Genomic DNA, 25,412 nt, shown 5'->3' with positions numbered 1-25,412 from the left:
GGCAGGGCCGGCAGTTGTATGGAAAGGAAACGCGTCCGGCGCGAGGCCCGGCGTTCGGCTAGAGGCAGCCGAGGCCAGGGCGGCGGCGTCAGGATCCGGAGCAATAGTCGAGAAAGTGCTGTTCCGGCATCGGCCGGGCGAACAGGTAGCCCTGGGCTATGGAGCAACCGAGTTCGATCAGGCGTACCCGTTGTTCGTCGCTCTCCACCCCTTCCACCACCAGGGAAATTCCCAGCGCCTGCGCCAACGCCACGACACTGCTGATGACGGCGCAACTCCTGGGCTGGGTCTTCATCTTCTGGACGAAGGTTCTGTCCAGCTTGATCTGGCTGAAGGGAAACTCGCAGAGCCGGTCGAGGGACGAATAGCCGGCGCCGAAATCGTCCATCGCCAGGCCGCAGCCCATGATCCGCAGACGCACGAGGTTCTCCAGGCTGCTGGCAGGAGCGCTGATCAACCCGGTCTCGGTGATCTCGAACATCACCGAACTGGGCGGCAGGTGGAACTCGGTCAGCAACGCCGAGATGTTCTCGGCCAGGGCACGCGAACCCAGTTGCGAAGGATGGACGTTGAACGCCAGGTTGATCGGCTGCCCCAACTGCGCCAGCTTCCTGCGCGTCGCCAGCCCCTGGCTGAACAGTTGCCAGAACAGCTTGTCGACCAGGTTGTAGGTTTCCATCACATAGAGGAAATGCGACGGCGGCAATACGCCGAGATGCGGGTGGTTCCAGCGTGCCAGGACCTCGGCGCCGATCAGGCCGCCGCCATCCAGGGCCACCTTGGGCTGGTAGTAGGCTTCGAACTCGCCGTTGTCGAGGCCGCGCACCACGTCCGCCACGGAGGGCAGCTCGGCGACTTCGATCTGTCGCGGCAGGTCCTGGCGACGAGCGTTGTAGCGGGTCAACAGGGCGGTGATCCGCTCCAGGCTGAATGGCTTGCCGAGGTCGCCGAGAAAATTGAGGCCCAGGCACTCGATCATCGAAATGGTGGCCTGGCGCAGGATGGGATCCACCTCGCTGCTGAGGATCACCGAATGGACCTTGCCGCTCAGGCTTGCGTGGCGAAGGAACGCCAGGCCGTCCATGCCGCTCATCTGCAGGTCGCAGATGGCGATGTCGACGTGTCCGCAGGACTCCAGGATCGCCACCGCCTCCTTGCCGTCCGCCGCCTCGAGGATCGATCCGGGCACCACTTTCTTCAGGGCTGTGACGGCTACCAGGCGCTGAAAAGGCTCATCCTCCAACACCAGAACATTCAAATCATTCATCACGGTCCACACAGGGTTTCCAGGAAATACCGGCGATATACTGCTGTGTTTCCCTTACTAGACCTATGGGACAAGTCCCCATGTTTTGTGGGAATTTTCCTACTGATTTGGAGGTTCGGTTGGATTAGCATGGTTCCATATGAAAAACCGAGTCGCCCCGCCTTAACAGGCTATTCTGGACGGCGATCTCGGCCTAGCGCCCAACATGGATGACCACCAGCGGCAGCGCCCGGGAAATCGAATCCCGACCCTGTCCCGGTCCCTCAAGGTAAATCGAATTTATGCATACCGTCCTGATCGTCGACGACCACCCCGTCATCCGTCTCGCCGTGCGCGTCCTGCTGGAAAAGCATGGTCTGCAGGTGGTCGCCGAGACGGACAATGGCGTGGATGCCATCCAGTTGGTCCGGGAGCACGAACCGGACGTGGTGATTCTCGACATCGGCATTCCCAAACTCGATGGCCTGACCGTGATCTCGCGGATCAAGTCCCTGGGACTGCGTAGCCAGGTGCTGGTACTCACTTCGCAATCCGCAGAGGCGTTCTGCAAGCGCTGCATCCAGGTCGGTGCCCGTGGGTTCGTCAACAAGGAAGAAGACCTGAACAACCTGATCAACGCCCTGAACGCGGTGACCGCTGGCTACACGTTCTTTCCTTCGCTCACGTTCGATACCCTCGGCACCCCGCCGGAACGCATTTCCGAAAGCGAGCTTATCGGCCTGCTCTCCGACCGCGAGATGATCGTCCTCCAGCATCTCGCCATGGGCTATTCGAACAAGGCCATCGGCGAGAAGCTGTTCCTCAGCAACAAGACCGTCAGCACCTACAAGACCCGCCTGCTGCAGAAGCTCGGCCTGGGTTCGCTGGTCGACCTCGCAGAGTTCGCCAAGCGCAATTCGCTGATCCACTGACCTGGCGCTTGGCTGTCGAAGCCAAGGCCTAGCGCACCTTCGGGCAAGCGCGACCGGAAGCCGTTCCTGCCACACGACGAGCGTCGGCGGATTTCCACAAAGCGTGTGGAACCGCCTGTGGATAAGGTGCGAAAAACGCTTCGCGCAGCGCATCGTGCCTGGCCTTGCGACGGTTGATCAGTTCCTGACCAGGCGCACGGCGAGCGGACCAGGTGGCATCGACAAGGCTCGGAGGCGGTCTTCGCCTCGGTTACACTGCACGCCGGTTTCCCCAGGTCTCGCTCGTCGTCCACATGCCCAGTCAAGCATCCTCCCCTTCCCCCCAGGTCGCCATCGTCGGCGGCGGTCCCGCAGGCCTGATGGCCGCGGAGGTCCTGAGCCAGGCGGGCGTACGCACGGAAGTGTTCGACGCCATGCCCTCGGTCGGCCGGAAATTCCTCCTCGCGGGCGTCGGCGGCATGAACATCACCCATGCCGAGGCCAGGGAACAATTCCTCGGCCGCTATGGCAGGCGCCAGAAGGAAATCGCCGCACTGCTCGGCGAATTCGACGCGGATGCGTTGCGCGCCTGGATCCACGGCCTGGGTATCGACACCTTCGTCGGCAGTTCCGGCCGGGTGTTCCCCTCCGACATGAAGGCCGCGCCGTTGCTCCGTGCCTGGCTCAAGCGCCTGCGCGAGCAAGGCGTGCTCATCCACACCCGCTGCCGTTGGCTGGGCTGGAACGCGGACGGTACGCTGGACATCCAGAGCGCCGCCGAGCGCCTGTCGATACGCGCCGACGCCGTGATCCTGGCGCTCGGTGGCGGCAGTTGGCAGCGCCTGGGCTCCGACGGCGCCTGGGTGCCCCTGCTGCGCGCCCGTGGCATCGAGGTCGAGCCCCTGCGGCCAAGCAATTGCGGTTTCGAGATCGACGGCTGGAGCGAGCTGTTTCGCGACAAGTTCTCCGGCGCTCCGGTCAAACCGGTGGCCATGGGACTGGCGGGCGAAACGCCGCGCCAGGGCGAATTCGTCGTGACCCGCGACGGTATCGAGGGCAGCCTGGTCTATGCCCTCTCCGCCGCCATCCGCGAACGGATCGAGGCACGGGGCTCGGCCGAAGTATGGCTGGACCTGTTGCCGAACAGGCGTCGCGAGCAGATCGAGGCAGCCCTGGCTCGCCCGCGCGGTTCCAGGTCGATGGCCAATCACCTGCGCAGCCAGTTGGGCATCGATGGGGTTCGGGCCGGCCTCCTGCGTGAACTCACCCCCGCCGCCACCTATACCGAGCCGGCCCGCCTGGCGGCGGCGATCAAGCGCCTGCCGCTGACGCTGCTGCGCCCGCGTCCGCTGGACGAAGCGATCAGCAGCGCCGGCGGCGTACGCTTCGAGGCGCTCGACCGCAACCTGATGCTCGATGGCCTGCCCGGCGTGTTCTGCGCTGGGGAAATGCTCGACTGGGAGGCGCCCACCGGCGGCTACCTGTTGACCGCCTGCTTCGCCAGCGGGCGCGTGGCCGGACTCGGCGCGCTGGCCTGGTTGCGCGGCAGGCGCTAGAGACCGGTACGCCAGCGCCTCGCTATTTGCCGGACGGCCGCTTCTTCGGCTTGCCCGCCGCACCCGCGCCGAAGCCCGGTGCCTTGCGCACCGCCTTGACCGTCGGCGCGCTGCTGTCGAACCAACTGCCCAAGTGGATCTTGCCGGGCTTGCCGACGCTCTCCGCGGCCTTGGGTTTCTTCGGCTTCTTCGGTTTCTTCAGCACCACGCCGCCCGGTGCGGTCTGCGGCACCCGGTGCTCCGGCTCGAAGTCGGGCTCCTCGCGGCGTTGCAGGGTCTGCCCGATCAGTGTTTCGATCGCCGCCAGCAGCTCCACTTCGTCGGCGCAGACCAGCGACACCGCCTGGCCGGAGGCACCGGCACGGCCGGTACGGCCGATGCGATGCACGTAGTCCTCGGCGACGATCGGCAGGTCGAAGTTGACCACCAGCGGCATTTCCTCGATATCCAGGCCACGCGCGGCCACGTCGGTGGCTACCAGCAGGTCTACCTCGCCGGCCTTGAACCGCTGCAAGGCGCGCAGCCGCGCCGGCTGCGGCTTGTCGCCATGGATCGAGTCGGCGGCGATACCCTGCCGCTGCAACAGTCCGACCAGTTCCTCGACGCTCTTGCGGGTCTTGGCGAAGACCAGCGCCTGGCGCCAGCGATTGGCCTGCAACAGGTGGCAGAACAGCTCGGCCTTGCGCTTCTTGTCCACCGGCACCAGCCATTGCCTGACGCTCTTCGCCGCGGTATTGCGCGGACTGACCTCGATGGACAGCGGGTCGCGCAGCAGTTCACGGGCCAGCGTGCGGATGGCGTCGGAGAAGGTCGCGGAAAACAGCAGGGTCTGGCGCTTGCGCGGCAGCGCGGCGAACAGTTCGTCCAGCTCGCGGGCGAAACCGAGGTCGAGCATGCGATCGGCTTCGTCCAGCACCAACGCCTGGAGCTGGGCGAACTTCACCGCGTTCTGCCGATACAGGTCGAGCAGCCGCCCGGGAGTGGCGACGAGGATATCCACTCCCTTGCGCAGCTTCATCATCTGCGGGTTGATGCTGACCCCACCGTAGGCCACCGCGGTACGCAGCGGCAGGTGCTGGCCGTAGTCGCGGACGCTGGCGTGGACCTGCTCGGCCAGTTCGCGGGTCGGGACCAGGACCAGTGCACGCACCGAGTTCGCAGCGACCTGCGGCCCCTCCAGGGTCAGCCGCTGCAGCAACGGCAGGGCGAAACCGGCGGTCTTGCCGGTGCCGGTCTGTGCTGCGGCGAGCAGGTCGCGGCCCTTGAGCGCCGGGGGTATGGCTTGGGCCTGGATCGGCGTAGGCGTGCCGTGGCCGAGCCCTTCGAGGGCCTTGAGCAGGGGGTCGAGCAGACCGAGGGAAGCGAACGTCATGAGCGACTCGGAAAAAAGGAAACGGACGGCATTCTAGCGGATTCGCCGTCTCCCATCGTCCTCTGGAGCGCGGCCGGTCAGCCCTTGAGTAGCAATCCGCCCTCGATCGGCACGTAGCGCGACGCCGCTCGGATCAGCGCGTTGGCGGTCAGGCCAGGCACCCCGTAGGCCGTAGCCACGACGCCGTGGGCGCGGATGACCTTCTCCAGCAGCAGATCGAAGTCGCCGTCACCGGACAGCAGCACCACTTCGTCCACCCGTGGCGCGGCATCCAGTACGTCGATGGTGATGCCGACATCCCAGTCACCCTTGGCCGAGCCGTCGGCACGCTGGATGTAGGGCTTCAGCTTCACCGTGAAACCGAGGTTGCGCAGAATCTGCTGGAACTGCTGCTGACGCGGGTCGCCGCGGTCGATGGCGTAGGCATAGGCCTCGACGATGCTCCCGCCGCGAGCGATGTCTGCCCACAGGGCGGCGTAGTTGAGATGGCAGCCGTAGGCCTGGCGCACGGTGTAGTAGAGGTTCTGCACATCGGCGAAGACAGCGATCTTCTTCGCCGCGGGCGACTCGGGACGACTCAAGGGGAACTCCGGAACGACGGCAGTGGGCCACCATTATCGCAGCCCACGGCCCGCAACCCTAACGGTCAGGTGAACAAATCGTCGTCGCCGAGGAAGCTGGAGTCGTCGTTGAAGTCGCTGTCGCTGAAATCGCCATCGGCGAAACCGCCGTCGGCGGGATAGTCGCTATCGGCGAAGCGCTCGGTCGCCGGCTCGGGATCGGCAAACTGGCTGGCGTCGAGGTTATCCACCGGGACGTCCTGGATCACCTCGACGATTTCCTGCGGCTGGCTGTGGCGGAACATGCCGGTGAGCAGGTCGGCCACCAGCATCCCGCCAGCGACCCCAGCGGCCGTCTGCAGCGCACCGCCGAGAAAGCCGCTGGCCCGCGAAGGCGCGGCCGCCGCGGCGGGCGCCATACCCGGACGCATGTCGCCGGCCGCCGCCGGATTGGAGAAACGCGTCTCGCCCCAGCCCGCCGGGCGCCCCGATTGGCTCGGCGCCGGCTCGTCGCGCGCGCCGCCGCCGAACAGGCCGGAGAGGAAGCCGCCGCTGCTCGGACGGCTCTGCTGCAACTGGGCGACCTGCGCCTCGAGCTCCTTCACCCGTTGGTCGAGGCGCTTCAGCGCGGCTTCCTGGATCAGCACCACCTGCGCCATGTAGTACGGCGCCGCCGGCTGCCGCACCAGGTGCTGGTTGATCTGCGCCTCGGCCTCGGCGTCACGCGGAGCGGACTGCCCCTCGGCCTCGCGCAGGCGGCTGAACAGGCCGTCGATCAGGGTTTTCTCATCGGATTTCATCGCACGCCTCGACTGCATTTCGAGAAGGAAGGATGGATTGCACCAAAGGGAAATATTGGAGCACCCTGCACGATCTCAAGTTCCTCCGGTGAATTCCCGATGAATGACGATGCCCAGCGCTCCGCACGGTCCCAGGTCGCCCTGCTGATCGTCGACCTGCAACGCGGCATGCAGCGCCACGACCTGCCGCCGCGCAACAATCCCGGCGCCGAGGCGCGCATCGTCGAACTGCTTGCCGCCTGGCGCGCCGCCGGCTGGCCGGTGGTGCACGTCCGGCACGTATCCCGGCAGCCCGGCTCGCCCTTCGCGCCCGGCCAGCCTGGCGTGGAGTTCCAGCCAGCGCTGGCGCCGCGCGACGACGAGGCGGTGTTCGAGAAGAACGTTCCCGACGCCTTCATCAACAGCGGCCTGCAACGCTGGCTCCATGTCCGCGACATCCGCCAGGTGGCGCTCGTCGGGGTAGCCACGGAGAACTCGGTGGAAGCCAGCGCACGCAGCGCCGGCAACCTCGGCTTCCAGACCTGGGTAGTGGCCGACGCCTGCTTCACCTTCGCCAAGCCCGATTTCCACGGCACCCCGCGCAGCGCCGACGAGGTGCATGCGATGGCGTTGGCCAACCTGCACGGCGAGTACGCCGTGGTACTGCGCGCCGCCGAACTGTTGCAGCGCTTGCCGGCCTGACTGTCTGCCGGGCAACAGCGGGACAACAGGGCTGTCCGGCAGAAGACAGGCCGGTTCCGCCATATCCCCCATAAGCCATTGATTCGAAAACATGAATCCGGGATGGCACGGTTCCTTCATAGACACCGGACCACGCCCCTACCCGGAGATACCCCCGATGAGCCAAGAGCAACAGCCGATCCGCTTCGCCTACTGGGTCCCCAACGTCAGCGGCGGCCTGGTGGTGAGCAAGATCGAGCAACGCACCAGCTGGGACATCGACTACAACCGCAAGCTGGCCCAGTTGGCGGAACGCAACGGCTTCGACTACGCCCTCTCGCAGATCCGCTTCACCGCCGGCTACGGCGCCGAGTACCAGCACGAGTCGGTGGCCATCAGCCACGCCCTGCTGGCGGCCACCGAGAAGCTCAAGGTGATCGCGGCGATCCTGCCTGGCCCCTGGCATCCGGCGGTGGTGGCCAAGCAACTGGCGACGATCGACCAACTGACCAATGGCCGGGTCGCGGTGAACATCGTCAGCGGCTGGTTCAAGGGAGAGTTCACCGGCATCGGCGAACCTTGGCTGGAGCACGACGAACGCTATCGGCGCTCCGAGGAGTTCATCCGCGTGCTGAAAGGCATCTGGACCGAGGAAAACTTCACCTTCAAGGGCGATTTCTATCGTTTCCACGACTACACCCTGAAACCCAAGCCGATCCAGCAGCCGCACCCGGAAATCTTCCAGGGCGGCAGCTCGCGGGCGGCGCGGGACATGGCCTCGCGCGTGTCCGACTGGTACTTCACCAACGGCAACAGCATCGACGGCATCCGCGCCCAGGTCGAGGACATCCGCGCCAAGGCGGCGGCCAACGGCCATTCGGTCAAGGTCGGAGTGAACGCCTTCATCATTGCCCGCGACACCGAGGAGGAAGCGCGGGCGGTGCTCGACGAGATCATCGCCAAGGCCGACTACGAGGCGGTGAACGCCTTCGGCGACGCGGTGAAACAGGCCGGCAAGGCCTCGCCGGAGGGCGATGGCAACTGGGCCAAATCCACCTTCGAAGACCTGGTGCAATACAACGACGGCTTCAAGACCAACCTGATCGGCACGCCACGGCAGATCGCCGAGCGCATCGTCGCGCTGAAGGCGGCCGGGGTCGACCTGGTGCTGTCGGCCTTCCTGCACTTCCACGAAGAAGTGGAGTATTTCGGCAAGCACGTGTTGCCGCTGGTCCGCGAACTGGAGCAGGCCCAGGCTCGCGAAGCGGCCTGAACGGCAACGGCGGCCGCCAGGCGTTGGCCTCGGCGGCCGGCTGGGTTAGAGTCGCGGGCTCGTATCCGATCTGCCGACCCGCGATGAATCCTCTGCTGCCGCTGCGTGACGCCTGGTTCTTCTTCACCCGCCACCTGACCACCCTGGTGCCGCTCTGCCTGCCCTGGATATTCCTCGAAAGCCTGCTCCAGCAGCAGATCGAAGAAGCCGTCGGCCCCCAGCAGATGGGCGCCTGGAGCCTGGTCGCCGGACTGCTCTTCTACCCGCTCTACACCGCAGCCCTGATCCTGTTCATGGACGCGCGCGGGCGCGACGAGCGGCCTCGCGTCGGCCAGCTGTGGAGCGCCGCGCTGCGACTGTGGCCAGCCTTCGCGCTACTCGCGGCGCTGACTTCGCTGCTGATCGTGCTCGGCCTGTCGCTGCTGATCCTGCCGGGCATCTTCGTCATGGTGAAGCTGTCCTTCGCCGAATTCTGCCTGGTGCTGCGCGGCCGTAGTCCGCTGCAGGCGCTGCGGGAAAGCTTCGAGTTCACCCGTGGGCGATTCTTCCTGATCCTCGCCTGTTCGCTGGTGATCCTGCTGCCGGTCTGGAGCCTGGAAGCCTGGCTCGCCGATTCGGCCGGCGACGCCGTCGTGCTGCGGGTCGCCCTGCATACGCTCAGCGGGTTCTTCCAGCTGCTGTTGACCATCGTCGCCTTCCGCATCTACAGCCTCGGTCCGGCGCCACGCAACGGGATGTGAACGGCGCCGCGCGCCGATTCGCCGCGCTGGCCTATGCTTGACGAGCCCTGCCTCGAGGAACGGACCATGAGCGACGAATCGGCCAACCCCAGCTGCATTTCCCACCTGTCCATCGGCACCAACGACTTTCCCCGTGCCCGAGCCTTCTACGACGCGGTGATGGCCGCCCTCGGCTGCAAGGTGATCCTCGAATACCCCGGCGCCGTAGCCTACGGCAAGCTCTATCCGGAGTTCTGGGTGCAGGCGCCGATCGACGGCCGTCCCGCCAGCGTCGGCAACGGCAGCCACGTCGGCTTCTTCGCCGACAGCAAGGCCCAGGTCGACGCCTTCCACGCCGCGGCCCTGGCCGCCGGCGCACGCGACGAGGGCGCGCCGGGCCCGCGTCCGCTGTACGGCGAGCCCTACTACGGGTGTTTCATCCGCGACCTCGACGGGCACAAGGTCGAGGCCTCCTACTGGGACATGAGCCAGGGCTTCGACGCCCACGACCACGCCCACTGAGCACCGTCAGGGTTGCGGCTTGAGTCCCGACAGGCGCGGCACCAGCAGCTTTTCGAAGAGACGCGGAAAGAAGCGCGCCAGCAGCCGCGCCCGCCAGTTGACGTTGGACAGCACCAGCAGGCGCCGGCGCCGCGCGGCGCCCTGGAAGATCGCCTCGGCGACCTCCACCGGCGATGCCACCTGGCTGCCCAGCACTTGCACCGGCTGGCGAGTCACCGAGCCATCGCCGACCAGCGCGTTCTTGCGCAGGTCGGTGGCGGTGAATCCCGGGCAGGCCAGGGTCACGCTGACGCCGGTGCCTTCCAGCTCCATCCGCAGGGTATCGAACAGACCGTGCAAGGCATGCTTGCTGGCGTTGTAGGCGCTGCGGTAGAGCAACGGGGCGAAACCGGTCAGCGAACCGAGCACGACGATCTGCCCGCGCCGTTCGAGCAGGCTCGGCAGCGCCGCGCGGGTGCAATGCACGGCGCCGAAGAAGTTCACCGCCATGACCTTGCGGAAAACCCCCAGGCCGGTTTCGGCGAAGGTACCGCGGTGGGTGATGCCGGCGTTGTTGACCAGCACGTCGATGCCGCCGAAGCGCTCCACCGCCAGCGCCACGGCACGCTCCACCGCATCGGCGTCGGCGACGTCGCAGCGCAGGCCGAGCGCCTCGCCGCCGAGATGGTCGCGCAGGTGCTGGACCAAACTGTCCAGCGCCGCCTGGTCGAGGTCGAGGATCGCCAGTCGCGCACCGGCCCGGGCGAAACGCAGCGCCAGCGCGCGACCGATGCCGGAACAGCCGCCGCTGACCAGCACCACCTTGTGGCGGTAGGCCTGGCTGCTGAATACCTTGCGCGGCATGCGGTACCCTCCCGCTCGAAAAAACGCGAACCCTTGCGTCAATTCGACCTGCAAGGGTGAAATGCGCGGCGGCAAGCTCTATGCTCTGGTCCTTTCCAGCATAGTCTCGATTGCGATGTCACTGCCCCGTCTACGCAACCTGCTGTTCGTCGGCCTGCTCCTGCTGGTCGGCGGTGCCCTGCTCGCCAGCTACCTGCTGAGCTGGCAACCCGCCGATCGCGAAGCCGCGCCCCTGCATTGCCAGGGCGCCGCGCCGGCGCTGAAGCCGGGGCAGGCCCTGAAGGTGATGACCTGGAACATCCAGTACCTGGCCGGCAAGCGCTACGTCTTCTGGGACGACCTGCCGGATGCCACCGGCCCGGACCAGCGCCCCACCGCCGAAGACCTGGCGTTCACCCTCGACGAGGTGGTCCGGGTGATCCGCGACGAGCAGCCGGACCTGGTCCTGCTCCAGGAGATCGACGATGGCTCCAGCGCCACCGACGATCAGGACCAACTGGCGCTGATCCAGGAGCGCATCAACGATCTCTACCATTGCAGCGCCCAGGCCTACGAGTGGAAGTCGGCCTTCGTGCCGACGCCGCACATCTTCGGCAGCGTCGGCCGCAAGCAGGCCACCCTGAGCCGCTATCGCATCGATAGCGCCGAGCGGCGCCAGTTGCCGCCACGCGATGGCGGGCTGTTCGACCGCCTGTTCGGGCCGCGCCCGGCGATCCTGGTCAGCCACCTGCCGATCGACGGCGGCGGCGAGCTGGCCGTGCTCAACGCCCGCTTCGACCGCCCGCAGGCGAACGACGACACCCTCGAGCGCCAGGTCGAGACCACCCGTACGCTGCTCGACGAACTGCAGGCCAGGCGCACGCCCTGGCTGCTCGGCGGCGACCTCAACCTGCTGCCGCCCGGCCAGTATCCCTACCTGCTGGCGCCGCTGCGCGCGCCCTACCGGGAAGACAGCGAACTGGCCATCCTGAGCGGGCGCTTCCCGATGGTGCCGTCGCTGGAAGAGGCCAGTGGCGTCGACCAGGTTCGCTGGTACACGCACTTCCCCAACGACCCACGGGTCCAGGGGCCGGATCGGACCCTCGACTACCTGTTCCACAGCCCCTCGCTGACCCGTCTCGATGCCCGGGTCCGGCGCAGCGATACGCTGCAGATCTCCAACCACCTGCCGCTCGCCGCGCGCTTCCTGCTGCCCCATTGACCGGGCGCGCGCCGGGCTGGACAAGCGGCCCGGCGCGCCGCATGCTTCGCCCCCATTCATAACAACAAAAAACGGCAAGGCCGCACACCATGCCCCTACGCACCACAACGCCCCTGCTCGCGCTGCTGGCGTTCGCCCTGCTGGCCGCCCCGCAGCTCCATGCGCAGGACGCAAGGCCGTCGTTGAACGTCGGCTACTACGAATTCCCCCCCTACATCTATACCGCCCGGGATGGCCACGCCGCCGGTTCCGGCGCCCGCCTGGTCCGCCTGCTGCTGGAGCGGGCCGGCTATCGTCCGGCGTTCCGCGCCCTGCCCAGCGCGCGCCTGTACCTGGGGCTGCAGGATGGCAGCGTGGCGCTGTGGGCCGGCGCGGCCAAGCCGGAGCTGGCCGCCGACACCCTCCAGGCGCGGCGCGTGCTCGGCCACGTCAGCCTGAACCTGTACTACCCGGCGCACCAGCCGGCACCGCGGGTTCCCCAGGACCTGGCCGGACGCCGGCTGATCCTGATCAGCGGCTACAGCTACTGGAAACCGGTCACCAACTTCATCCAGGACCCCAACCTGCACCTGCGCCTGTACCGCACCGGCACCCACCACGCCGCCTTGCGCATGCTCGAACTCGGGCGCGGCGACTACCTGCTCGACTACCAGGCGCCGGTGGAAGCGGCCAGCCGCCAGGCGTTGGCAAGCCAGGAACTGTACCGCCTGCCGCTGCGGATGATCGTCTCGCGCCACATTCCCGGCGCCGAAGCGCTGCGCGACCGCCTGGACCAGGCCTACGACCAGTTGCGGAGCGACGGCGCCGACCTGTCCCTGCTGTGAACCGACCCCGGAGGAGGAGCCCGATGCATACCGCCATCCCCTGCTGCACGATCAACGGCGAACAGCCCGCCCTGCGCGGACAGGTCTGCCAGTCGCTGCTGATCCAGGAATGGTGGTGGGAAGGCCGTCCGGCCGATCCGGTGAACGTGGTCTACCTGCAGTTCGAGCAACGCTGGTATCGCCTCTACTTCGAGGGCGAGACGGTGTTCTGGCGCAGCGGCGAAGCGCCGCGGCCCTGCGAGAACGACGAAGGCCCGGGCGAGTACCGCCTGCACGACCTCGGCCGGCAGCGCGGCCTGGTCGGTGTGCGCCTGCTGGCCCTGGAGTTCGTCCTCAACGGCCCGACCCTGGACAGCCACTTCGACTTCGCCGACGGCCAGCGCCTGAGTTTCCGGCACTTCCTCGACGACGACCTGACCCGGGTGCTCTGAGCGCCGTCGACTACTTGCGTGGCTTGGCCCGGGTAGTGGCCTCGGCCACCAGCGGGTCGTCCGGCCAATAATGCTTCGGATAGCGTCCCTTCAGGTCCTTCCTGACTTCCGCATAGGTGCTGCGCCAGAAGTTCGCCAGGTCCTGGGTCACCTGCACCGGGCGATGCGCGGGAGACAGCAGGTGCAGCTTCACTGCCAGGCGGCCCTGGGCGATGCGCGGAGTGTCGCCGAGGCCGAACAGTTCCTGCAGGCGCACCGCGAGGATCGGCGGGGTTTCGCTGTAGTCCAGGCGGATGCGCGAGCCGGAGGGGACTTCCAGGGTTTTCGGCGCCCACTCGTCGAGACGCTGCGGTAATGGCCAGGGCAACAGCCCGGCGAGGATCGAAGCCAGGTCGAGGTTGGCGAAGTGAGCCAGGCGGGTGACCTTGCCGAGATAGGCCGGCAACCATTCCTCCAACCGTTCCAGCAACGCGGCGTCGCTGACGTCCGGCCACTCGCTCTCGCCCTTGTCTTCCAGGTCCAGCCGGCGCAGCAAGCCGATGCGCGCCTGCCACTGGCGCAGTTCCGGGGTCCAGGGCAACAACTCCAGGCCCTTGCGCCGGACCAGGCCGAGCAGCGCCTGGCTGCGCGCCGCTTCGTCGAGGCCGGGTAGCGCCTCGCTGGACAGCACCAGTTCGCCGACCCGGCGCTGGCGCTCGGCGCGCAGCACGCCTTCGCGCTCGTCCCACTGCAGCTCGTCGCGCTGGCTGACCTGCTCCGCCAGGACCGTATCGAACAACCTCGGATCGAGTTCGGCGGCCAGGTAGATCCGCTCTTCGCGCTGGCCCTGGCGGCTGCCCAGATCGGCGATCACCAGCCAGGGCTGCTTCATCAGGCTGTCCGGTTCGCCGAACTGCGCAGCGCGTCCATTGGCCAGCCGGTAGTCGCCGCCACCGGCGCGGCGCTGGCGAGCGATGCGGTCGGGATAGGCGAAGGCCAGCAGGCAACCCAGCCAACGCGGATGACCGGGATCGACGACCGCCTCGCTGGCGGCGCCGCGCAGGTAACCGCGGAACTGCCGGGCCAGTTGCCGGGCGCGCTGTACCGCGCCGCGCGAGGCGCCAGTGCGGGCCTCGCCGGCGAGCAGGGCGAGACGGCTGTGCAGGTCGGCGCCGCCGCCACGCTGTATGTCACGTTCGCCGAGGAGCGCCGCTACGTCGCAAGCCAGTTCGCCAAGGCCGAGGGCCTGGCCGCGCAGCAGCAGGTGGGCAATGCGCGGATGGGTCGGCAATTCGGCCATCGCCTGGCCATGGGCACTCAACGCGCCGCTGGCGTACAGCGCCCCCAGCCGCCCGAGCAGCTCGCGGGCCTGGGCGTAGGCCGCCGCGGGCGGCGCGTCGAGCCAGGCCAGCTCCTCCGGCGCCACGCCCCAGCGCGCCAGTTGCAGGGCCAGCCCGGCCAGATCGGCCTGGAGGATTTCCGCCGTGCCGTAGGCAGGCAACTGCTCATGCTGGCTCTCCGACCACAAGCGGTAGCATACGCCCGGCTCCAGGCGCCCTGCGCGGCCGGCACGCTGAGCGGCACTGGCCTGGGATATGCGTTGTGTCGCGAGGCGGGTCATTCCGCTTGACGGGTCAAACCGTGGCACCCGCTCCAGACCGGAGTCGATCACTACGCGCACACCCTCAATGGTCAAGCTCGTCTCAGCAATGTTGGTCGCCAGCACGATCTTGCGCTTGCCCGGTGGCGCCGGTTCGATAGCCGCGCGCTGGGCACTCAGATCCAGCTCGCCATGCAGAGCACACAACAGAAGGTCATCACGCCCCGCGAGTTTGTCGCTGAGCTCCTGATGCACGTGGCGGATTTCGGCCTGGCCGGGCAGGAAGACCAGAATGCTGCCTTGTTGATCATGGACAGCATCGAGGCAGGCTCGGACAACCTTGGGCTCGATGTACTCACCGGTCTGGTAGGGCTGACCCCATACAGTGTCGACGGGGAACATCCGTCCCTCACTGGTCACGACCGGAGCATCACCCAGGAGATTTGAAAGACGAGCTCCCTCCAAGGTCGCCGACATCACTAGAAGCTTCAGTGGCTGGTCATCACGGAACAGCTCACGGCCATTCAGGCATAGCGCAAGGGCCAAATCAGAGTCCAAGCTCCGAAGGTGGAACTCATCGAATATGACGAGACCGACACCCTCCAGCGAAGGGTCATCCTGGAGCCGGCGCGCAAGGATCCCTTCAGTGACTACCTCGATCCGCGTACTCGGGCCGACCCGACTCTCCAGGCGAATACGGTAACCAACGGTCTCACCCACCTTCTCGCCCAGCTCACTGGCCATGCGCTCAGCAGCGGCACGTGCAGCCACCCGGCGAGGCTGGAGCATTAGGATGCTCTGATCGGCCAACCATGGCTCGTTCAGCAAAGCGAGGGGAACGCGTGTGGTCTTACCGGCACCTGGTGGGGCCTGTAATACGACGGAGTCGTGGTCAGCCAGGGCCTGGCGCAGAGAGGGGATTGCGGCATCGATGGGCAGCTGGATCATGGGGGCTCCTAACGAAGTCAGTCAGTATACCTTTCCTTGACTAATCACTCCGCCCCACCAAGCAGCAATCAATAGCTTTGAAAGAGCTAGCGCTAATAAGATAATCTCGGTTACATACTAATCTACCTGAAGGCGAAAACTCACGCCTACACCTACGAAAGGACGCGACCATGAGTTTTATCTTTATTAAAGCCTCATATAGAGCCAGCATAAATAGCGGCCTTCGAAATACGGCTGTCTTATTCTCAGACAACTGGGATGATTTTGGATTTAAAACCACTTTCACACTAAGACTCTATAACCAGGCAGGCACAGAACTCAATATCGGTGACCTGCCCCCGATTTCAGTACCACGTCAAACTTAGTAGAGTCCGTTTTCCGAGCAGGAGACGGCAGTGAAAAAGCGTTTTACCGAAGAGCAGATTCTCGACTTCCTCAAGCAGGCGGAGGCCGGTGTGCCGGTGAAGGAACTGTGTCGCCGACACGGCTTCAGTGATGCCTCGTTCTACACCTGGCGGGCCAAGTTTGGCGGTATGACCGTGGCGGACGCCAAACGGTTGAAGGATCTTGAACTGGAAAATAGCCGATTGAAGAAGTTGCTCGCCGAGGCCCACCTCGACATCGAGTCGCTGAAAGTGGTCGCCCGGGGAAAAGGGTAAGCCCGACAGCACGGCGGGAGGCGGTGCAGGAGATGCAGGCGCGAACCGGCATTTCCGAACGTCGTGCCTGTCAGTTGATCGGGCTGTCCCGCTCGGTGTTGCGCTACCAGCCGCGAGCCAGTATGCAAAACACCGAGCTGCAAGCCCAACTGGTGGAACTGGCCCAAGAGCGCCGGCGCTTTGGCTATCGCCGCCTGCACATCCTGCTGCGGCGTGCTGGCGTGCAGGTCAACCACAAGCGGATCTATCGCCTGTACCGCGCTGCCGGCTTGATGGTGAAACGGCGGCGCCGCCATGGCATCGCGGTGGAGCGCGAACGTCTGAGTTTGCCGAGCGCACCAAACCAGGTCTGGTCGATGGACTTCGTCTTCGATGCACTGAGCACCGGGCGGTGGATCAAATGCCTGACGGTGGTCGATGACTTCACCAAGGAGTCGGTCGGCATCCTGGTGGAGCACGGTATCAGCGGCTTTCGCGTCACACGGGCGCTGGACGAGATGGCGCGGTTTCGCGGCTACCCGAAAGCGATCCGCACCGACCAGGGGCCCGAGTTCACCGGCAAGGCACTCGATCAATGGGCCTATCAGCGCGACATCAAGCTGAAGCTGATTCAGCCTGGTAAGCCCACGCAGAATGCCTTCATCGAGTCGTTCAACGGTAAGTTCCGGGACGAATGCCTCAATGAGCACTGGTTCTGTTCGCTGGCCGAAGCGAGAATCCGCATCGCGGCCTGGCGGCGGGATTACAACGAACACCGACCGCACAGCGCGATTGGCAATCTCACCCCAGCAGAATTTGCTGCAAGTTGGCGAACTCGCCAGCAGCAGCTGAAGCAGGAAAAATTAATATCAACCCCAGGGCCTACTAACTAGGCAGCGGTACTAAAACTGGGGGCAGGTCAGTTCGAAGTTGAGCGAATCAACCTCGCCTGCGGTTTCAATGACGAGCTCCTACTCCAGCGGCTCAGTAAGCTCACTGCCCAATATGCGCAGACGGAGGCGGCAAGCACCAGGGGCATGAGGGATAAGCGCCAAAATTTCAGAGCGCCCCTGCTCACCCCGCAGGAGGGATCCAAGGCTGATCTGTCCCGGAACAGGTAGTTAAGAGCTACTGCTCGCATTTCGCTGCTCAAACTCCATCGGACTGAGATAGCCCAACGTCGAGTGGCGACGGCGGTGATTAAAAGCCGATGTAGTCGAACTGGTCGGTTTTCGCCTCTTGGTGGCTGGCGTAGCGAGTCAGGTACACCCGCTCAGCCTTCAGCGAACGGAAGAAGCTCTCCATCGCGGCGTTATCCCAGCAATTCCGCGGACGTGAATGGCTGGGCACAATTCGATATCGCCGAAGCAAGGCCTGGTAATCATACGCCCAGTATTGGCTGCCACGTTCCGAGTGCGCAGCACTGGTTCTTTCGGCTGTCAGCGTGCAACGGTCATCTCCAGAGCGGCATGCACTAGGGCCTGCTGCATACGATGTTGCGTCGCCCAGCCGACGACAGCGCGTGAATAGAGATCGAGCACGACGGCCAGATACAGCCGTCCTTGGGTCGTCTGCACGTAGGTCATGTCCGAGACACAGTGCCGATTGGCGCGATCCGAGGCGAACTGGCGATCCAGGTGGTTCGGGGCAATCGGCAGAGCATGACTGCTAGACAGACCAGGTTGCCATGATGGCAAAGCGGCACTAGATTAAGCTTTTTTCAACAGAGCTTACATATGGATATGCCTGCCCGGAGTCCGGTCGACCTCAAGATCGCGCTTGCGATTCTCTACATCAACTTCGCCACCTATAACTCACACAAGCGGATACTGAGTTCATCGCAGTTGCTCCTGTGCTGGAGAAAGGCGCCGGCGGGTATGTTCATTGATGTCCTGCACGACAGAGTTTCAGGCAGCAGGGCAAAGATGGTCTTTACGCAGCTCCTCCAACGAGTGGATGAGCTGAAGTTACTGACAGACGTTGTGGAGGCAAAACGGCTACTGAGCGAGGGGTACGCGTCGACGTTGTCGACGATCCGGCAACCGAGCTTCAAAGCCGCAGTCAAGCTAGTGATCAGCGTCCCTGAAGATATGGTGGAGTACGAAGAACTAATCGCCCAAGACGATTACAGCATTGGAGCCTCGCTCAGCAGCGAACGGTTACCCACCCACTATAGCCGAGCTCCGGTCGATCAGAAATTTACGAAATACGCCGTCTACTTCGGAACGGATCGCCTGTTGGAATCGCCAAGGACTGTGAGGTTTGGCGGGTTCCGCAGTGATGATGTCGTGTCCTATGGCATCGCAGAGGTGTCCATCCCTCACATCCATAAGGAAGGCAAACTGGAACGGCCCGTGTTGTGGCCTTCTACCTCAAAGGGGAACCCCAACAAGCATATTGTCATCCACGAGTCTGCTCTTTTTGAGCTGGAAGAATGGTACAACAACGCCAAGACCTATCTCGCGAAGATCAGCGAAACATCCACTGGCCGTGAAGGCTTGCTATTCATCCACGGGTACAACGTGACTTTCGACGCGGCATTGTGGCGGTCTGCACAGCTGTGCCATGACCTCAAATTCCCAGGTCTAATGCTGTGCTTTTCCTGGGCGTCGCTTGGCAGTACGACTGGCTACCCTGCCGACGAGGCGACGGTAGATTGGTCAGCAGCCCATCTGAAGGAGTATCTGACGAACGTCACAGAAAACCTGGGCCTGACGTCGTTGCACATTGTCGCCCACAGCATGGGTAATCGGGCTCTTCTCGCTGTACTGGAAAACTGGGAGAACAAGCCGGGCGCTACCCCGATCAGCCAGATCATCCTTGCGGCTCCCGACGTCGACGCCAAGCGCTTCAAGCAGTTTGGGCGGGTGTTTAACCTGTACGAGCAAGTAACGCTTTATGCGTCCCGCAACGATCGAGCTATCACTGCGTCTCAGCTTGTGCACAGCAATCCAAGGGCGGGCGGCGCCAACCCACCTCTGGTCATGGATCACCTGTCGACTATCGATGTCTCCAGTGCTGGTAGGGACATGTTCGGCTTAGGCCACAGCTATGTAGCCGACGTGACGAAAGTGTTCCGGGATCTGTTCTACATCGTCCGGCATCGGCACAAACCTGACCAGCGCGCAGGAATAACAAAGAAAGATGAGGGTCACTGGGAGCTGAGCTAAGCCCATAAAATCAGACCGAACGTGGCGCAGGCCTATTCGCTCCCCCCTACCACTTGAAGCCACCGCAAGGTGGCTTTTTGTATCTACTTGCCTTAGGGGCATAAACCAACGCTGGGCAAACCAAATCTTGACTTACTCAGAGTTGAAGCTAGCTTCAACTTGCTCCATGAACCCCAGCACGTAATCACTCACTTCACCACGAAATATATCTGAGTAGTTTATTTGAGCAAACCCAGGTTTCACGCTGGCCATGAATGCCTTATACAAAAAATTAAAATCATTTTCGTATTTTTTGATAAAAGGTATAGTCATGGCGCCTTTATCAGTCTTGTAATTTATCAAGAAGCAAAGGAAATGCCCCCTAAACCTCAAGTCATCGATATCATCTTCAACCATAGTCTCTTCATAGCGTGACACAGGCGCTATCGTGAAGGTTCGGTCATTAACAGGGACATATTCATCGAACTCCTCATCAAAATGCAACTCAACGCTCCTGATTTTTAAGTCCTCACCTTTATATTCGGACTTAATCAGACATTTTGGAAAGTCGACTTGCAGCACTCCCTCAGCATCAAGTTCTGCATCCGCAAAGGCATAAACGATATTAGAAATCTTTTGAAACCGCCCATCATAAAATGCCACTACCTCGTAACCGCCTCCAAACAGACTCGCAATCGACTCCGACTTATACTTACCCTCAAATTCATTCTTTAAATGGTTTGCAAATTGATCGAGAGCCATGCAGGTACCCTGCACCACAATATCTTCTTCAAGAACATCAAACGCATGTGGCGGGTAATCCTGATAATGCGACCTTACATGACCCGCACCAGACCCACCAACCCAAAGCTCAAAGTTTTCATTGCGATGCCCGCAATCCGCATAAACATTAGATATGTGGATTTCATTCCCCTCAACACTTAGAGCGATAATTCTGATCTTTGCACTATCGATGGTATCGTCGGCAAGTACTGCATCCGAAAAACGTTTTCCCGTCAATACGGGGTGCTCATCTACTAGCCTCTCGATAAGCCGTACAATCGCCTGAATCGTTCGCACATCCCCGGCGAAAGCTACAGCGAAGTGATCGTTCACCACGAGAATTTTTTGACACAAACCAGCCACGGCGTGAGCACGCAATGCAGGGCTTCCGGCATCAGGCTTGAAGGATGGAATCTGCGATGGACGCATCCTCTTATTTGAGCTGGTAAGCAAAATGTCAGCCTGAAGGAAACCACCCACCTTCAACTTATAGCCCGAAATCATCGTCATGTGCAGATCCTTATGCATTTGTGGATGGCCAAGGTACAACGCCATCATAGTGACACCAAAGTTATTTCTGCGACTAAGAACTGCGAAATTGATCCATCACATAGGACTCCGTTTGGGTGCATACCAAAGGCCGAAGCTGTGGTGCCCGCTGATGAGTGTCTACACAGGTCAGTATGAGGCGACGTTGTTGAACTCGGGCTTTGTGAAAGACTTAATCTGGTAAACCAGATTCGAGACCTTGGCACCTACCGGCGTTAGGATTGTGGATCTCATCTGGGCTGGTCAGGGAGCGACAAGCGACTAATAAGGCTGGGGAGATGTTCTGGAGGGAGGTCAGTTGTGGCAGGAGAATGTTCTATTTTTTGACAAAAAAAGCAGGTTAATTCGGTGCAAATGGCAAAACGTGGAATTCGTCGAAGATCACCAGGCCGACACCGTCCAGCACCGGGTCGTCTTGCAGGCGACGGGCAAGGATACCCTCGGTGACCACTTCGATGCGGGTCTTCGGGCCGACCCTGCTCTCCAGGCGGATCCGGTAGCCGACGGTCTCGCCGACCTTTTCGCCCAGCTCGGCGGCCAGCCGCTCGGCCGCGGCCCGCGCCGCCAGGCGTCGCGGTTCGAGCATGAGGATGCGTTGGCCGGCGAGCCAGGGCTCGTCGAGCAGGGCCAGCGGCACCCGGGTGGTCTTGCCGGCACCCGGCGGGGCTTCCAGGACGGCCTGGTGTTGTGCGCCAAGGGCCTGGCGCAGGGCGGGAACAACGGCGTCGATGGGTAGGGAAATCATGCTGGCTCCGGACTGACCGACGAAGTATACCGGCGAACCGGCAGGCGCTTTCGACGGTCTTATCGTCATCGTCGCGGCAGAAGATTGCCGAACGCTGGTCGATTGCTATAGTTCGCCGTCATGTTCACCCGGAGGTCATAAATGCGCCTTGCCACCCGCGTTTCCTGTGCCATTCTCAGTGCAGCCCTGCTGAGCCAGTTGTCGGCCTGCGGTACGCTGTTCTACCCCGAGCGACGCGGCCAGATCGACGGTCGCATCGATCCGGCCATCGTCGCCTTCGACGCCATCGGCCTGCTGTTCTATATCATCCCCGGCCTGATCGCCTTCGGCGTCGACTTCGCCACCGGCGCCATCTACCTGCCCGACGCCAAGTACTCGGTCGCCCCGGAAGTGCTCAAGGATGCCGTCGGCGCGGACGGCAAGGTCGACAACCGCAAGCTCAAGGCCATCCTCGAACGCGAGATCGGCCGTGAACTGCCGCTCGACGACCCGCGCCTCATCCGCCACAGCGGCAGCGTCGAGCAACTGGCGGCCTATGGCCTGAAGCCGGCCGCCTGATCCGCCCTCCGAGCGCGACCGTGCGTCAGTGCCCGGTCGCCGCCCGGTTGGTTTACAGTGGCGCCGTCCCTCCTGACAGAAGCGCCCCATGAGTCCCGATTCCCCCCACGCCCGCCTGCTGCGCCTGGCCACCCTGGCCTCGCTCGGTGTCGCCGTCACCCTGGTCATCGGCAAGGCCATTGCCTGGTGGCTGAGCGGTTCGGTGAGCCTGCTCGCCGGCCTCACCGACTCCCTGCTGGACAGTGCCGCCTCGCTGCTCAACCTGCTGGCGGTGCACTATTCGCTACGCCCGGCCGACGACGACCACCGCTACGGCCACGGCAAGGCCGAGGCCCTGGCCGGCCTGGCCCAGGCCATGTTCATCGGTGCCAGCGCGGTGCTGGTGGCTATCCAGGCGGTCGAGCAATTGCGCGACCCGCAGCCCCTCGGCGCGGCCACCTGGGGCATCGCGGTGATGCTGCTGTCGCTGCTGCTCACGGCCCTTCTCCTGGCCTTCCAGACCCACGTCATCCGCCGCACCGGTTCCACCGCGATACGCGCCGACTCGCTGCACTACCGCTCGGACCTGCTGCTCAACGCCAGCATCCTCGTGGCACTGCTCCTGGCCCGCTACGGCTGGCCACAGAGCGACGGCCTGTTCGGCCTGGGCATCGCCCTGTACATCCTCTGGAGCGCCCTGCAGATCGCTCGCGAGTCGGTGTCGATCCTGATGGACCGGGAACTGCCTACCGACATCAGCGAGCGCATGCGCGAACTCGCCTGCAGCGTGCCGGGAGTGCTCGGCGCGCACGACGTGCGCACGCGGATTTCCGGCAACCACTGGTTCGTCCAGTTGCACCTCGAACTGCCCGGCGAGCTGAGCCTGTCGGTGGCCCACGCCCTGACCGACCGCGCAGTGCTGGCGATCAAGCGCGAATACCCGAAGGCCGAGGTGCTGATCCATGCCGACCCGCAGGAAGTGGTCGGCAAGGAAACCGTCAGTTGACGCTGTAGCCGCGCCCGCTCAGGCAGGCGGCCATGGCCCGGCGGTAGCCGTTGGCGACCTCGGCGGCCGGCGCGTAGGTCGCCCCCGCCGGGTCGAAGCCGCTCTCGCCCACCGCCCAGCGGTGGCACTCGTAGCGGTCGCGGCCCTGCTGGTCGGGCCCCTGGCCGCGCGCGGGGTAGGCCACCACGTCGTAGCTGGCGGCCGGCCCGCTGACCGGATAAACGGGTCCCGCTGCCCGCGGCGGCGGGCTGACCACTTCGTACTCGCGGGTGTCGGCATGCCACAGGTAGTAAGTGCCGGCGGCAAGGAAGTACAGCACGCTGCCCAGCCAGACCTGCTCCGCATAGGGCGGCAGGCTGCGGACGCGCACCCCGCGGGGCGGCACGACCAGCACATAGCGCGGGCCGTCGGGTCGGTACCAGTAGCCGTCGTCGAAGAAATACTCGCCGCCGCGATAGGGCACCCGCAGGTGCCCGCGCGGCAAGGCCTCCACCACCCGGCCCGGACGCCAGTCGGGATGCGGTCCCCAACTGCCGCCATGCGCTTCGCCGCGGCCATGTCCCGGTTGTCCGTGGGCAACACCGCGCTCGCCGCCAGGTCCGCCGCGTCCCCCTCGGCCGTCGTCGGCCTGCGCCTGGACGCACAGGCTCAGCGAGAGAGCGCCCACCCCGAGCATTCGCCACCATCCACCGTTCATCGTCTGCCTCGCCCCGGGCCTGGTCGCCCGGCCACGTTCGAATGATCCCGGGAACGACTTTCCGCCGTTTTCCGCCAAGGGTGGGTAAACGCCGGGTAAAGAATGGGTAAAAGCGCGGCACGGGCCGGATCGCGGGCAAAGAAAAAGGGAGGCCCGTCGACCTCCCTTCTGGGGTAACTGTCCTGGCTCGGCGCTGTTGGCGACGGCTCACCTCACTCCACCTTCTGGGCGGTGTGCAACCCGGAGGCCGGCGCAACCCTGTAGGGTCGGCGGCCACGGCTGGCCTGATTGGGCGAGCCGTGATGGACGAGATGTCCGGGCCGTGAATCTGGGTAAAAGAATACGTCGCCAGGCGCGACCAATGATTGCTAATATTGCTCACCAGAACCTTGATTGCGCAATAAATCACTCAAATTCACCTTGCCAATGGCAATCAACCTGAAAGAAATCCTCGCCATGAACAAACTCGATCGCTACGACCTGCGTATCCTCGAAGAACTCCAGCGCGACGCACGCATCTCCAACCAGGAACTGGCAGAACGGATAGGCCTGTCGCCATCGCCCTGTTCGCGACGGGTCAAGCAGCTCGAGGACGACGGCTACATCGTCCGCCAGGTAGCCTTGCTGGACCGCAAGAAGCTCGGCCTGAGCCTCACCGCCTTCGTCCTCATAGGCATGGACCGACACACCCCGGAACGCTTCGAACATTTCCAGGAAGTCATCGGCAAATGCCCGGAAGTGCTGGAGTGCAGCCTGGTCACCGGGATGGACGCGGACTACCAGTTGAAGGTCGTGGTGCCGGACATGGACCATTACCAGAAACTCCTGCTGGGTACCCTGACGCGCATCGAGGGGGTCTCCAGCGTGCGCTCCAGCTTCGTCCTCAACCAGGTGCTGGCGAGTACCGAACTGCCGCTGGAGCACCTGCGCGATTGATCGTAGCGAGACCTGGGACATGACACGGAACAGGCGGCATGCCGTATAATCGGCAGCCTGTTTCAGTTGTCATGCCCGCGTGGCCCCCGCATATAAAGAGCAGCCTGCTCGTAGAATGATAAACGCCTTGCCCGCCCCCCATGGCACGCTCCGTCCGACCGCGAGCCGGACTTCGTTTGCTTGAAAATCCGGAGGTTGCCAATGGATCCCGAACTGTTCGAAGAGTGGATGATGACCGGTCTGGTGACCGTGCTTATCCTGTTCATGGCTTTCATCGTGTGGGACCTGGCGAAGAAGTCGAAAGCCGGCAAGTTCGGAACCCTGATCCTGTTCTTCGCCCTCGGCCTGGGCGTACTGGGCTTCATCATCAAGGGCCTGGTCATCGGCAGCCTCGAAGGCGCGGGCATGTAACCCCGGCGCCACGCGCGTCATCCAACCACTCGTAATCATCCGCCGGCCCCGGCCAACGGGGCCGGCTCGCCTTGCCATTGCCTAGAACAAGGGAGTCGCCATGAACGCCGCCGACCGCGTCATGCAGAGTTATGGACGCTGCTGTGCCAGCACCGGATTCTTCGATGATTTCTACCGGCATTTCCTTGCCAGTTCCCCGCAGATTCGCGCCAAGTTCGCCACCACCGACATGACTGCGCAGAAACACCTGCTGCGTGCCGGGATCATGAACCTGGTGATGTACGCCCGCGGCATGTCCGACAGCAAGCTGCGCGCCCTCGGCGCCAGCCATTCGCGCGCCGCGCTGGATATCCGCCCGGAACTCTACGACCTGTGGCTGGACGCCCTGCTGATGGCGGTCGCCGAGCACGACCGCGACTGCGACGCCGAGACCCGCGACGCCTGGCGCGACGTGATGGGTCGCGGCATCGCCGTGATCAAGTCGTACTACTGATCGTTCCGCGCCCGCTGGACGAC

General features: G+C 63.9%; 27 protein-coding genes and 1 pseudogene. 16 read left to right on the top strand and 12 right to left on the bottom strand.

What is annotated here, in order from left to right:
* Nucleotides 1-88: 88 nt before the first annotated feature.
* A complete protein-coding gene (gene rocR / locus LJF27_RS03900; RefSeq protein WP_003106013.1) occupies nt 89-1,267 on the bottom strand; it encodes a two-component system response regulator cyclic di-GMP-specific phosphodiesterase RocR in 1,179 nt (392 codons plus the stop codon).
* A gap of 281 nt (nt 1,268-1,548) precedes the next feature.
* Between rocR and LJF27_RS03895 the strand changes: the two genes are divergently transcribed.
* Both LJF27_RS03895 and LJF27_RS03890 read left to right on the top strand, forming a co-directional pair.
* Entirely contained in the window at nt 1,549-2,178 is a 630-nt protein-coding gene (locus LJF27_RS03895) for a response regulator transcription factor (protein WP_003106011.1), read from the top strand.
* 293 nt (nt 2,179-2,471) lie between these two features.
* Nucleotides 2,472-3,713 (top strand): TIGR03862 family flavoprotein, encoded by a 1,242-nt coding sequence (locus LJF27_RS03890; RefSeq protein ID WP_003106008.1) that lies wholly within the window; start codon nt 2,472-2,474, stop codon nt 3,711-3,713.
* A 22-nt stretch (nt 3,714-3,735) separates the two neighbouring features.
* Here LJF27_RS03890 and LJF27_RS03885 read toward each other — a convergent pair whose 3' ends face one another.
* The 3 genes from LJF27_RS03885 to LJF27_RS03875 all read right to left on the bottom strand — a co-directional run bounded on the left by LJF27_RS03885 (nt 3,736) and on the right by LJF27_RS03875 (nt 6,445).
* Nucleotides 3,736-5,085, bottom strand: a complete 1,350-nt coding sequence (locus LJF27_RS03885) for a DEAD/DEAH box helicase (protein WP_003114319.1) — start codon at nt 5,083-5,085, stop codon at nt 3,736-3,738.
* A 77-nt stretch (nt 5,086-5,162) separates the two neighbouring features.
* Nucleotides 5,163-5,666, bottom strand: a complete 504-nt coding sequence (locus LJF27_RS03880) for an NYN domain-containing protein (RefSeq protein ID WP_003093104.1) — start codon at nt 5,664-5,666, stop codon at nt 5,163-5,165.
* Nucleotides 5,667-5,731: 65 nt separating this feature from the next.
* Nucleotides 5,732-6,445, bottom strand: coding sequence for a DUF2076 domain-containing protein (locus LJF27_RS03875; RefSeq protein WP_019726682.1), 714 nt, complete (start codon nt 6,443-6,445; stop codon nt 5,732-5,734).
* Nucleotides 6,446-6,544: 99 nt separating this feature from the next.
* On the opposite strand from LJF27_RS03875, the gene LJF27_RS03870 reads away from it, so the two are divergent.
* The 4 genes from LJF27_RS03870 to LJF27_RS03855 all read left to right on the top strand — a co-directional run bounded on the left by LJF27_RS03870 (nt 6,545) and on the right by LJF27_RS03855 (nt 9,619).
* Nucleotides 6,545-7,126 carry a cysteine hydrolase family protein gene (locus tag LJF27_RS03870; RefSeq protein ID WP_003106834.1) on the top strand — a complete coding sequence of 194 codons (582 nt, stop codon included), beginning with the start codon at nt 6,545-6,547 and terminating at the stop codon, nt 7,124-7,126.
* Between the two features lie 157 nt (nt 7,127-7,283).
* Nucleotides 7,284-8,378, top strand: a complete 1,095-nt coding sequence (gene sfnG / locus LJF27_RS03865; protein WP_003093107.1) for a dimethylsulfone monooxygenase SfnG — start codon at nt 7,284-7,286, stop codon at nt 8,376-8,378.
* 83 nt (nt 8,379-8,461) lie between these two features.
* On the top strand, nt 8,462-9,118 hold the full coding sequence (locus LJF27_RS03860) for a hypothetical protein (RefSeq protein ID WP_023117165.1): 657 nt from the start codon (nt 8,462-8,464) through the stop codon (nt 9,116-9,118).
* A gap of 66 nt (nt 9,119-9,184) precedes the next feature.
* On the top strand, nt 9,185-9,619 hold the full coding sequence (locus tag LJF27_RS03855) for a VOC family protein (protein ID WP_003106829.1): 435 nt from the start codon (nt 9,185-9,187) through the stop codon (nt 9,617-9,619).
* A 6-nt stretch (nt 9,620-9,625) separates the two neighbouring features.
* Here LJF27_RS03855 and LJF27_RS03850 read toward each other — a convergent pair whose 3' ends face one another.
* Entirely contained in the window at nt 9,626-10,462 is an 837-nt protein-coding gene (locus tag LJF27_RS03850) for an SDR family oxidoreductase (RefSeq protein ID WP_003106828.1), read from the bottom strand.
* 61 nt (nt 10,463-10,523) lie between these two features.
* Here LJF27_RS03850 and LJF27_RS03845 point away from each other — a divergent pair, with 61 nt between their 5' ends.
* The 3 genes from LJF27_RS03845 (at nt 10,524) to LJF27_RS03835 (ending at nt 12,918) form a co-directional block, all read left to right on the top strand.
* A complete protein-coding gene (locus tag LJF27_RS03845) occupies nt 10,524-11,663 on the top strand; it encodes an endonuclease/exonuclease/phosphatase family protein (protein WP_003106827.1) in 1,140 nt (379 codons plus the stop codon).
* 89 nt (nt 11,664-11,752) lie between these two features.
* Entirely contained in the window at nt 11,753-12,487 is a 735-nt protein-coding gene (locus LJF27_RS03840; protein ID WP_003093112.1) for a substrate-binding periplasmic protein, read from the top strand.
* 23 nt (nt 12,488-12,510) lie between these two features.
* Nucleotides 12,511-12,918: a hypothetical protein gene (locus LJF27_RS03835; protein WP_003093113.1), complete on the top strand. Its 408-nt coding sequence runs from the start codon at nt 12,511-12,513 to the stop codon at nt 12,916-12,918.
* Nucleotides 12,919-12,928: 10 nt separating this feature from the next.
* Here LJF27_RS03835 and hrpB read toward each other — a convergent pair whose 3' ends face one another.
* A complete protein-coding gene (hrpB, locus tag LJF27_RS03830; RefSeq protein WP_023117166.1) occupies nt 12,929-15,445 on the bottom strand; it encodes an ATP-dependent helicase HrpB in 2,517 nt (838 codons plus the stop codon).
* A 395-nt stretch (nt 15,446-15,840) separates the two neighbouring features.
* Here hrpB and LJF27_RS03825 point away from each other — a divergent pair.
* Nucleotides 15,841-16,976, top strand: a protein-coding gene (locus tag LJF27_RS03825; protein ID WP_086005504.1) for an IS3-like element ISPa32 family transposase whose coding sequence is annotated in 2 segments (ribosomal slippage) — nt 15,841-16,090 and nt 16,090-16,976 — 1,137 coding nt in all. Because the reading frame shifts where the segments join, the coding sequence is not laid out codon by codon here.
* 228 nt (nt 16,977-17,204) lie between these two features.
* Here LJF27_RS03825 and LJF27_RS30515 read toward each other — a convergent pair.
* The 3 genes from LJF27_RS30515 to LJF27_RS30355 all read right to left on the bottom strand — a co-directional run bounded on the left by LJF27_RS30515 (nt 17,205) and on the right by LJF27_RS30355 (nt 17,780).
* Nucleotides 17,205-17,261, bottom strand: coding sequence for a hypothetical protein (locus tag LJF27_RS30515; protein ID WP_350324006.1), 57 nt, complete (start codon nt 17,259-17,261; stop codon nt 17,205-17,207).
* A gap of 22 nt (nt 17,262-17,283) precedes the next feature.
* Nucleotides 17,284-17,388: an IS3 family transposase gene (locus tag LJF27_RS30430; protein ID WP_003453944.1), complete on the bottom strand. Its 105-nt coding sequence runs from the start codon at nt 17,386-17,388 to the stop codon at nt 17,284-17,286.
* 134 nt (nt 17,389-17,522) lie between these two features.
* Nucleotides 17,523-17,780 carry a DDE-type integrase/transposase/recombinase gene (locus LJF27_RS30355; RefSeq protein ID WP_223699428.1) on the bottom strand — a complete coding sequence of 86 codons (258 nt, stop codon included), beginning with the start codon at nt 17,778-17,780 and terminating at the stop codon, nt 17,523-17,525.
* Between the two features lie 39 nt (nt 17,781-17,819).
* Here LJF27_RS30355 and LJF27_RS03810 point away from each other — a divergent pair, with 39 nt between their 5' ends.
* A complete protein-coding gene (locus LJF27_RS03810; protein ID WP_003453945.1) occupies nt 17,820-19,253 on the top strand; it encodes an alpha/beta hydrolase in 1,434 nt (477 codons plus the stop codon).
* Nucleotides 19,254-19,385: 132 nt separating this feature from the next.
* On the opposite strand, the gene LJF27_RS03805 is transcribed toward LJF27_RS03810, so the two are convergent.
* Together LJF27_RS03805 and LJF27_RS03800 are read right to left on the bottom strand one after the other, a co-directional pair.
* Nucleotides 19,386-20,525 (bottom strand): hypothetical protein, encoded by a 1,140-nt coding sequence (locus LJF27_RS03805; protein ID WP_017001313.1) that lies wholly within the window; start codon nt 20,523-20,525, stop codon nt 19,386-19,388.
* 403 nt (nt 20,526-20,928) lie between these two features.
* Nucleotides 20,929-21,309, bottom strand: a pseudogene (locus LJF27_RS03800) (DEAD/DEAH box helicase); the annotation flags it as partial.
* Nucleotides 21,310-21,450: 141 nt separating this feature from the next.
* Between LJF27_RS03800 and LJF27_RS03795 the strand changes: the two are divergent.
* Both LJF27_RS03795 and fieF read left to right on the top strand, forming a co-directional pair.
* Nucleotides 21,451-21,867 carry a hypothetical protein gene (locus tag LJF27_RS03795; RefSeq protein WP_023102862.1) on the top strand — a complete coding sequence of 139 codons (417 nt, stop codon included), beginning with the start codon at nt 21,451-21,453 and terminating at the stop codon, nt 21,865-21,867.
* Nucleotides 21,868-21,955: 88 nt separating this feature from the next.
* Nucleotides 21,956-22,852: a CDF family cation-efflux transporter FieF gene (gene fieF, locus LJF27_RS03790; protein ID WP_003093118.1), complete on the top strand. Its 897-nt coding sequence runs from the start codon at nt 21,956-21,958 to the stop codon at nt 22,850-22,852.
* Here fieF and LJF27_RS03785 read toward each other — a convergent pair.
* Complete coding sequence (locus LJF27_RS03785; RefSeq protein WP_017001315.1) at nt 22,845-23,528, bottom strand: DUF6515 family protein; 684 nt, start codon at nt 23,526-23,528, stop codon at nt 22,845-22,847. The two genes, fieF and LJF27_RS03785, sit on opposite strands and share 8 nt — an antisense overlap.
* A 447-nt stretch (nt 23,529-23,975) precedes the next feature.
* On the opposite strand from LJF27_RS03785, the gene LJF27_RS03780 reads away from it, so the two are divergent.
* From LJF27_RS03780 to LJF27_RS03770, 3 genes are all read left to right on the top strand, one after another.
* Nucleotides 23,976-24,485 carry an Lrp/AsnC family transcriptional regulator gene (locus tag LJF27_RS03780; RefSeq protein WP_003119210.1) on the top strand — a complete coding sequence of 170 codons (510 nt, stop codon included), beginning with the start codon at nt 23,976-23,978 and terminating at the stop codon, nt 24,483-24,485.
* A gap of 201 nt (nt 24,486-24,686) precedes the next feature.
* Nucleotides 24,687-24,896 carry a DUF2788 domain-containing protein gene (locus LJF27_RS03775; protein WP_003093125.1) on the top strand — a complete coding sequence of 70 codons (210 nt, stop codon included), beginning with the start codon at nt 24,687-24,689 and terminating at the stop codon, nt 24,894-24,896.
* Nucleotides 24,897-24,996: 100 nt separating this feature from the next.
* Complete coding sequence (locus LJF27_RS03770) at nt 24,997-25,389, top strand: globin (protein WP_003093127.1); 393 nt, start codon at nt 24,997-24,999, stop codon at nt 25,387-25,389.
* Nucleotides 25,390-25,412 lie beyond the last annotated feature (23 nt).

This window comes from Pseudomonas sp. 203-8 (assembly GCF_020708595.1).
Lineage (GTDB): Bacteria > Pseudomonadota > Gammaproteobacteria > Pseudomonadales > Pseudomonadaceae > Pseudomonas > Pseudomonas aeruginosa.
Note: the sequence above shows the minus strand (reverse complement) of the source record. Positions and strands in the feature narration are given on the sequence as shown.

Bases quoted from the DNA above. Each gene is read 5' to 3' on its own strand.
- LJF27_RS03875 (WP_019726682.1), bottom strand. From the start codon at position 6,445: ATGAAATCCGATGAGAAAACCCTGATCGACGGCCTGTTCAGCCGCCTG.
- LJF27_RS03855 (WP_003106829.1), top strand. From the start codon at position 9,185: ATGAGCGACGAATCGGCCAACCCCAGCTGCATTTCCCACCTGTCCATC.
- LJF27_RS03870 (WP_003106834.1), top strand. From the start codon at position 6,545: ATGAATGACGATGCCCAGCGCTCCGCACGGTCCCAGGTCGCCCTGCTG.
- LJF27_RS03810 (WP_003453945.1), top strand. From the start codon at position 17,820: ATGGATATGCCTGCCCGGAGTCCGGTCGACCTCAAGATCGCGCTTGCG.
- LJF27_RS03885 (WP_003114319.1), bottom strand. From the start codon at position 5,085: ATGACGTTCGCTTCCCTCGGTCTGCTCGACCCCCTGCTCAAGGCCCTC.
- sfnG (WP_003093107.1), top strand. From the start codon at position 7,284: ATGAGCCAAGAGCAACAGCCGATCCGCTTCGCCTACTGGGTCCCCAAC.
- LJF27_RS03780 (WP_003119210.1), top strand. From the start codon at position 23,976: ATGGCAATCAACCTGAAAGAAATCCTCGCCATGAACAAACTCGATCGC.
- LJF27_RS03770 (WP_003093127.1), top strand. From the start codon at position 24,997: ATGAACGCCGCCGACCGCGTCATGCAGAGTTATGGACGCTGCTGTGCC.
- LJF27_RS03850 (WP_003106828.1), bottom strand. From the start codon at position 10,462: ATGCCGCGCAAGGTATTCAGCAGCCAGGCCTACCGCCACAAGGTGGTG.
- LJF27_RS30430 (WP_003453944.1), bottom strand. From the start codon at position 17,388: ATGGAGAGCTTCTTCCGTTCGCTGAAGGCTGAGCGGGTGTACCTGACT.
- fieF (WP_003093118.1), top strand. From the start codon at position 21,956: ATGAGTCCCGATTCCCCCCACGCCCGCCTGCTGCGCCTGGCCACCCTG.
- LJF27_RS03895 (WP_003106011.1), top strand. From the start codon at position 1,549: ATGCATACCGTCCTGATCGTCGACGACCACCCCGTCATCCGTCTCGCC.
- LJF27_RS03845 (WP_003106827.1), top strand. From the start codon at position 10,524: ATGCGCGGCGGCAAGCTCTATGCTCTGGTCCTTTCCAGCATAGTCTCG.
- LJF27_RS03805 (WP_017001313.1), bottom strand. From the start codon at position 20,525: ATGACGATGATTTCGGGCTATAAGTTGAAGGTGGGTGGTTTCCTTCAG.
- LJF27_RS03775 (WP_003093125.1), top strand. From the start codon at position 24,687: ATGGATCCCGAACTGTTCGAAGAGTGGATGATGACCGGTCTGGTGACC.
- LJF27_RS03785 (WP_017001315.1), bottom strand. From the start codon at position 23,528: ATGCTCGGGGTGGGCGCTCTCTCGCTGAGCCTGTGCGTCCAGGCGCAG.
- LJF27_RS03890 (WP_003106008.1), top strand. From the start codon at position 2,472: ATGCCCAGTCAAGCATCCTCCCCTTCCCCCCAGGTCGCCATCGTCGGC.
- hrpB (WP_023117166.1), bottom strand. From the start codon at position 15,445: ATGATCCAGCTGCCCATCGATGCCGCAATCCCCTCTCTGCGCCAGGCC.
- LJF27_RS03795 (WP_023102862.1), top strand. From the start codon at position 21,451: ATGCGCCTTGCCACCCGCGTTTCCTGTGCCATTCTCAGTGCAGCCCTG.
- LJF27_RS03860 (WP_023117165.1), top strand. From the start codon at position 8,462: ATGAATCCTCTGCTGCCGCTGCGTGACGCCTGGTTCTTCTTCACCCGC.
- LJF27_RS03840 (WP_003093112.1), top strand. From the start codon at position 11,753: ATGCCCCTACGCACCACAACGCCCCTGCTCGCGCTGCTGGCGTTCGCC.
- rocR (WP_003106013.1), bottom strand. From the start codon at position 1,267: ATGAATGATTTGAATGTTCTGGTGTTGGAGGATGAGCCTTTTCAGCGC.
- LJF27_RS03835 (WP_003093113.1), top strand. From the start codon at position 12,511: ATGCATACCGCCATCCCCTGCTGCACGATCAACGGCGAACAGCCCGCC.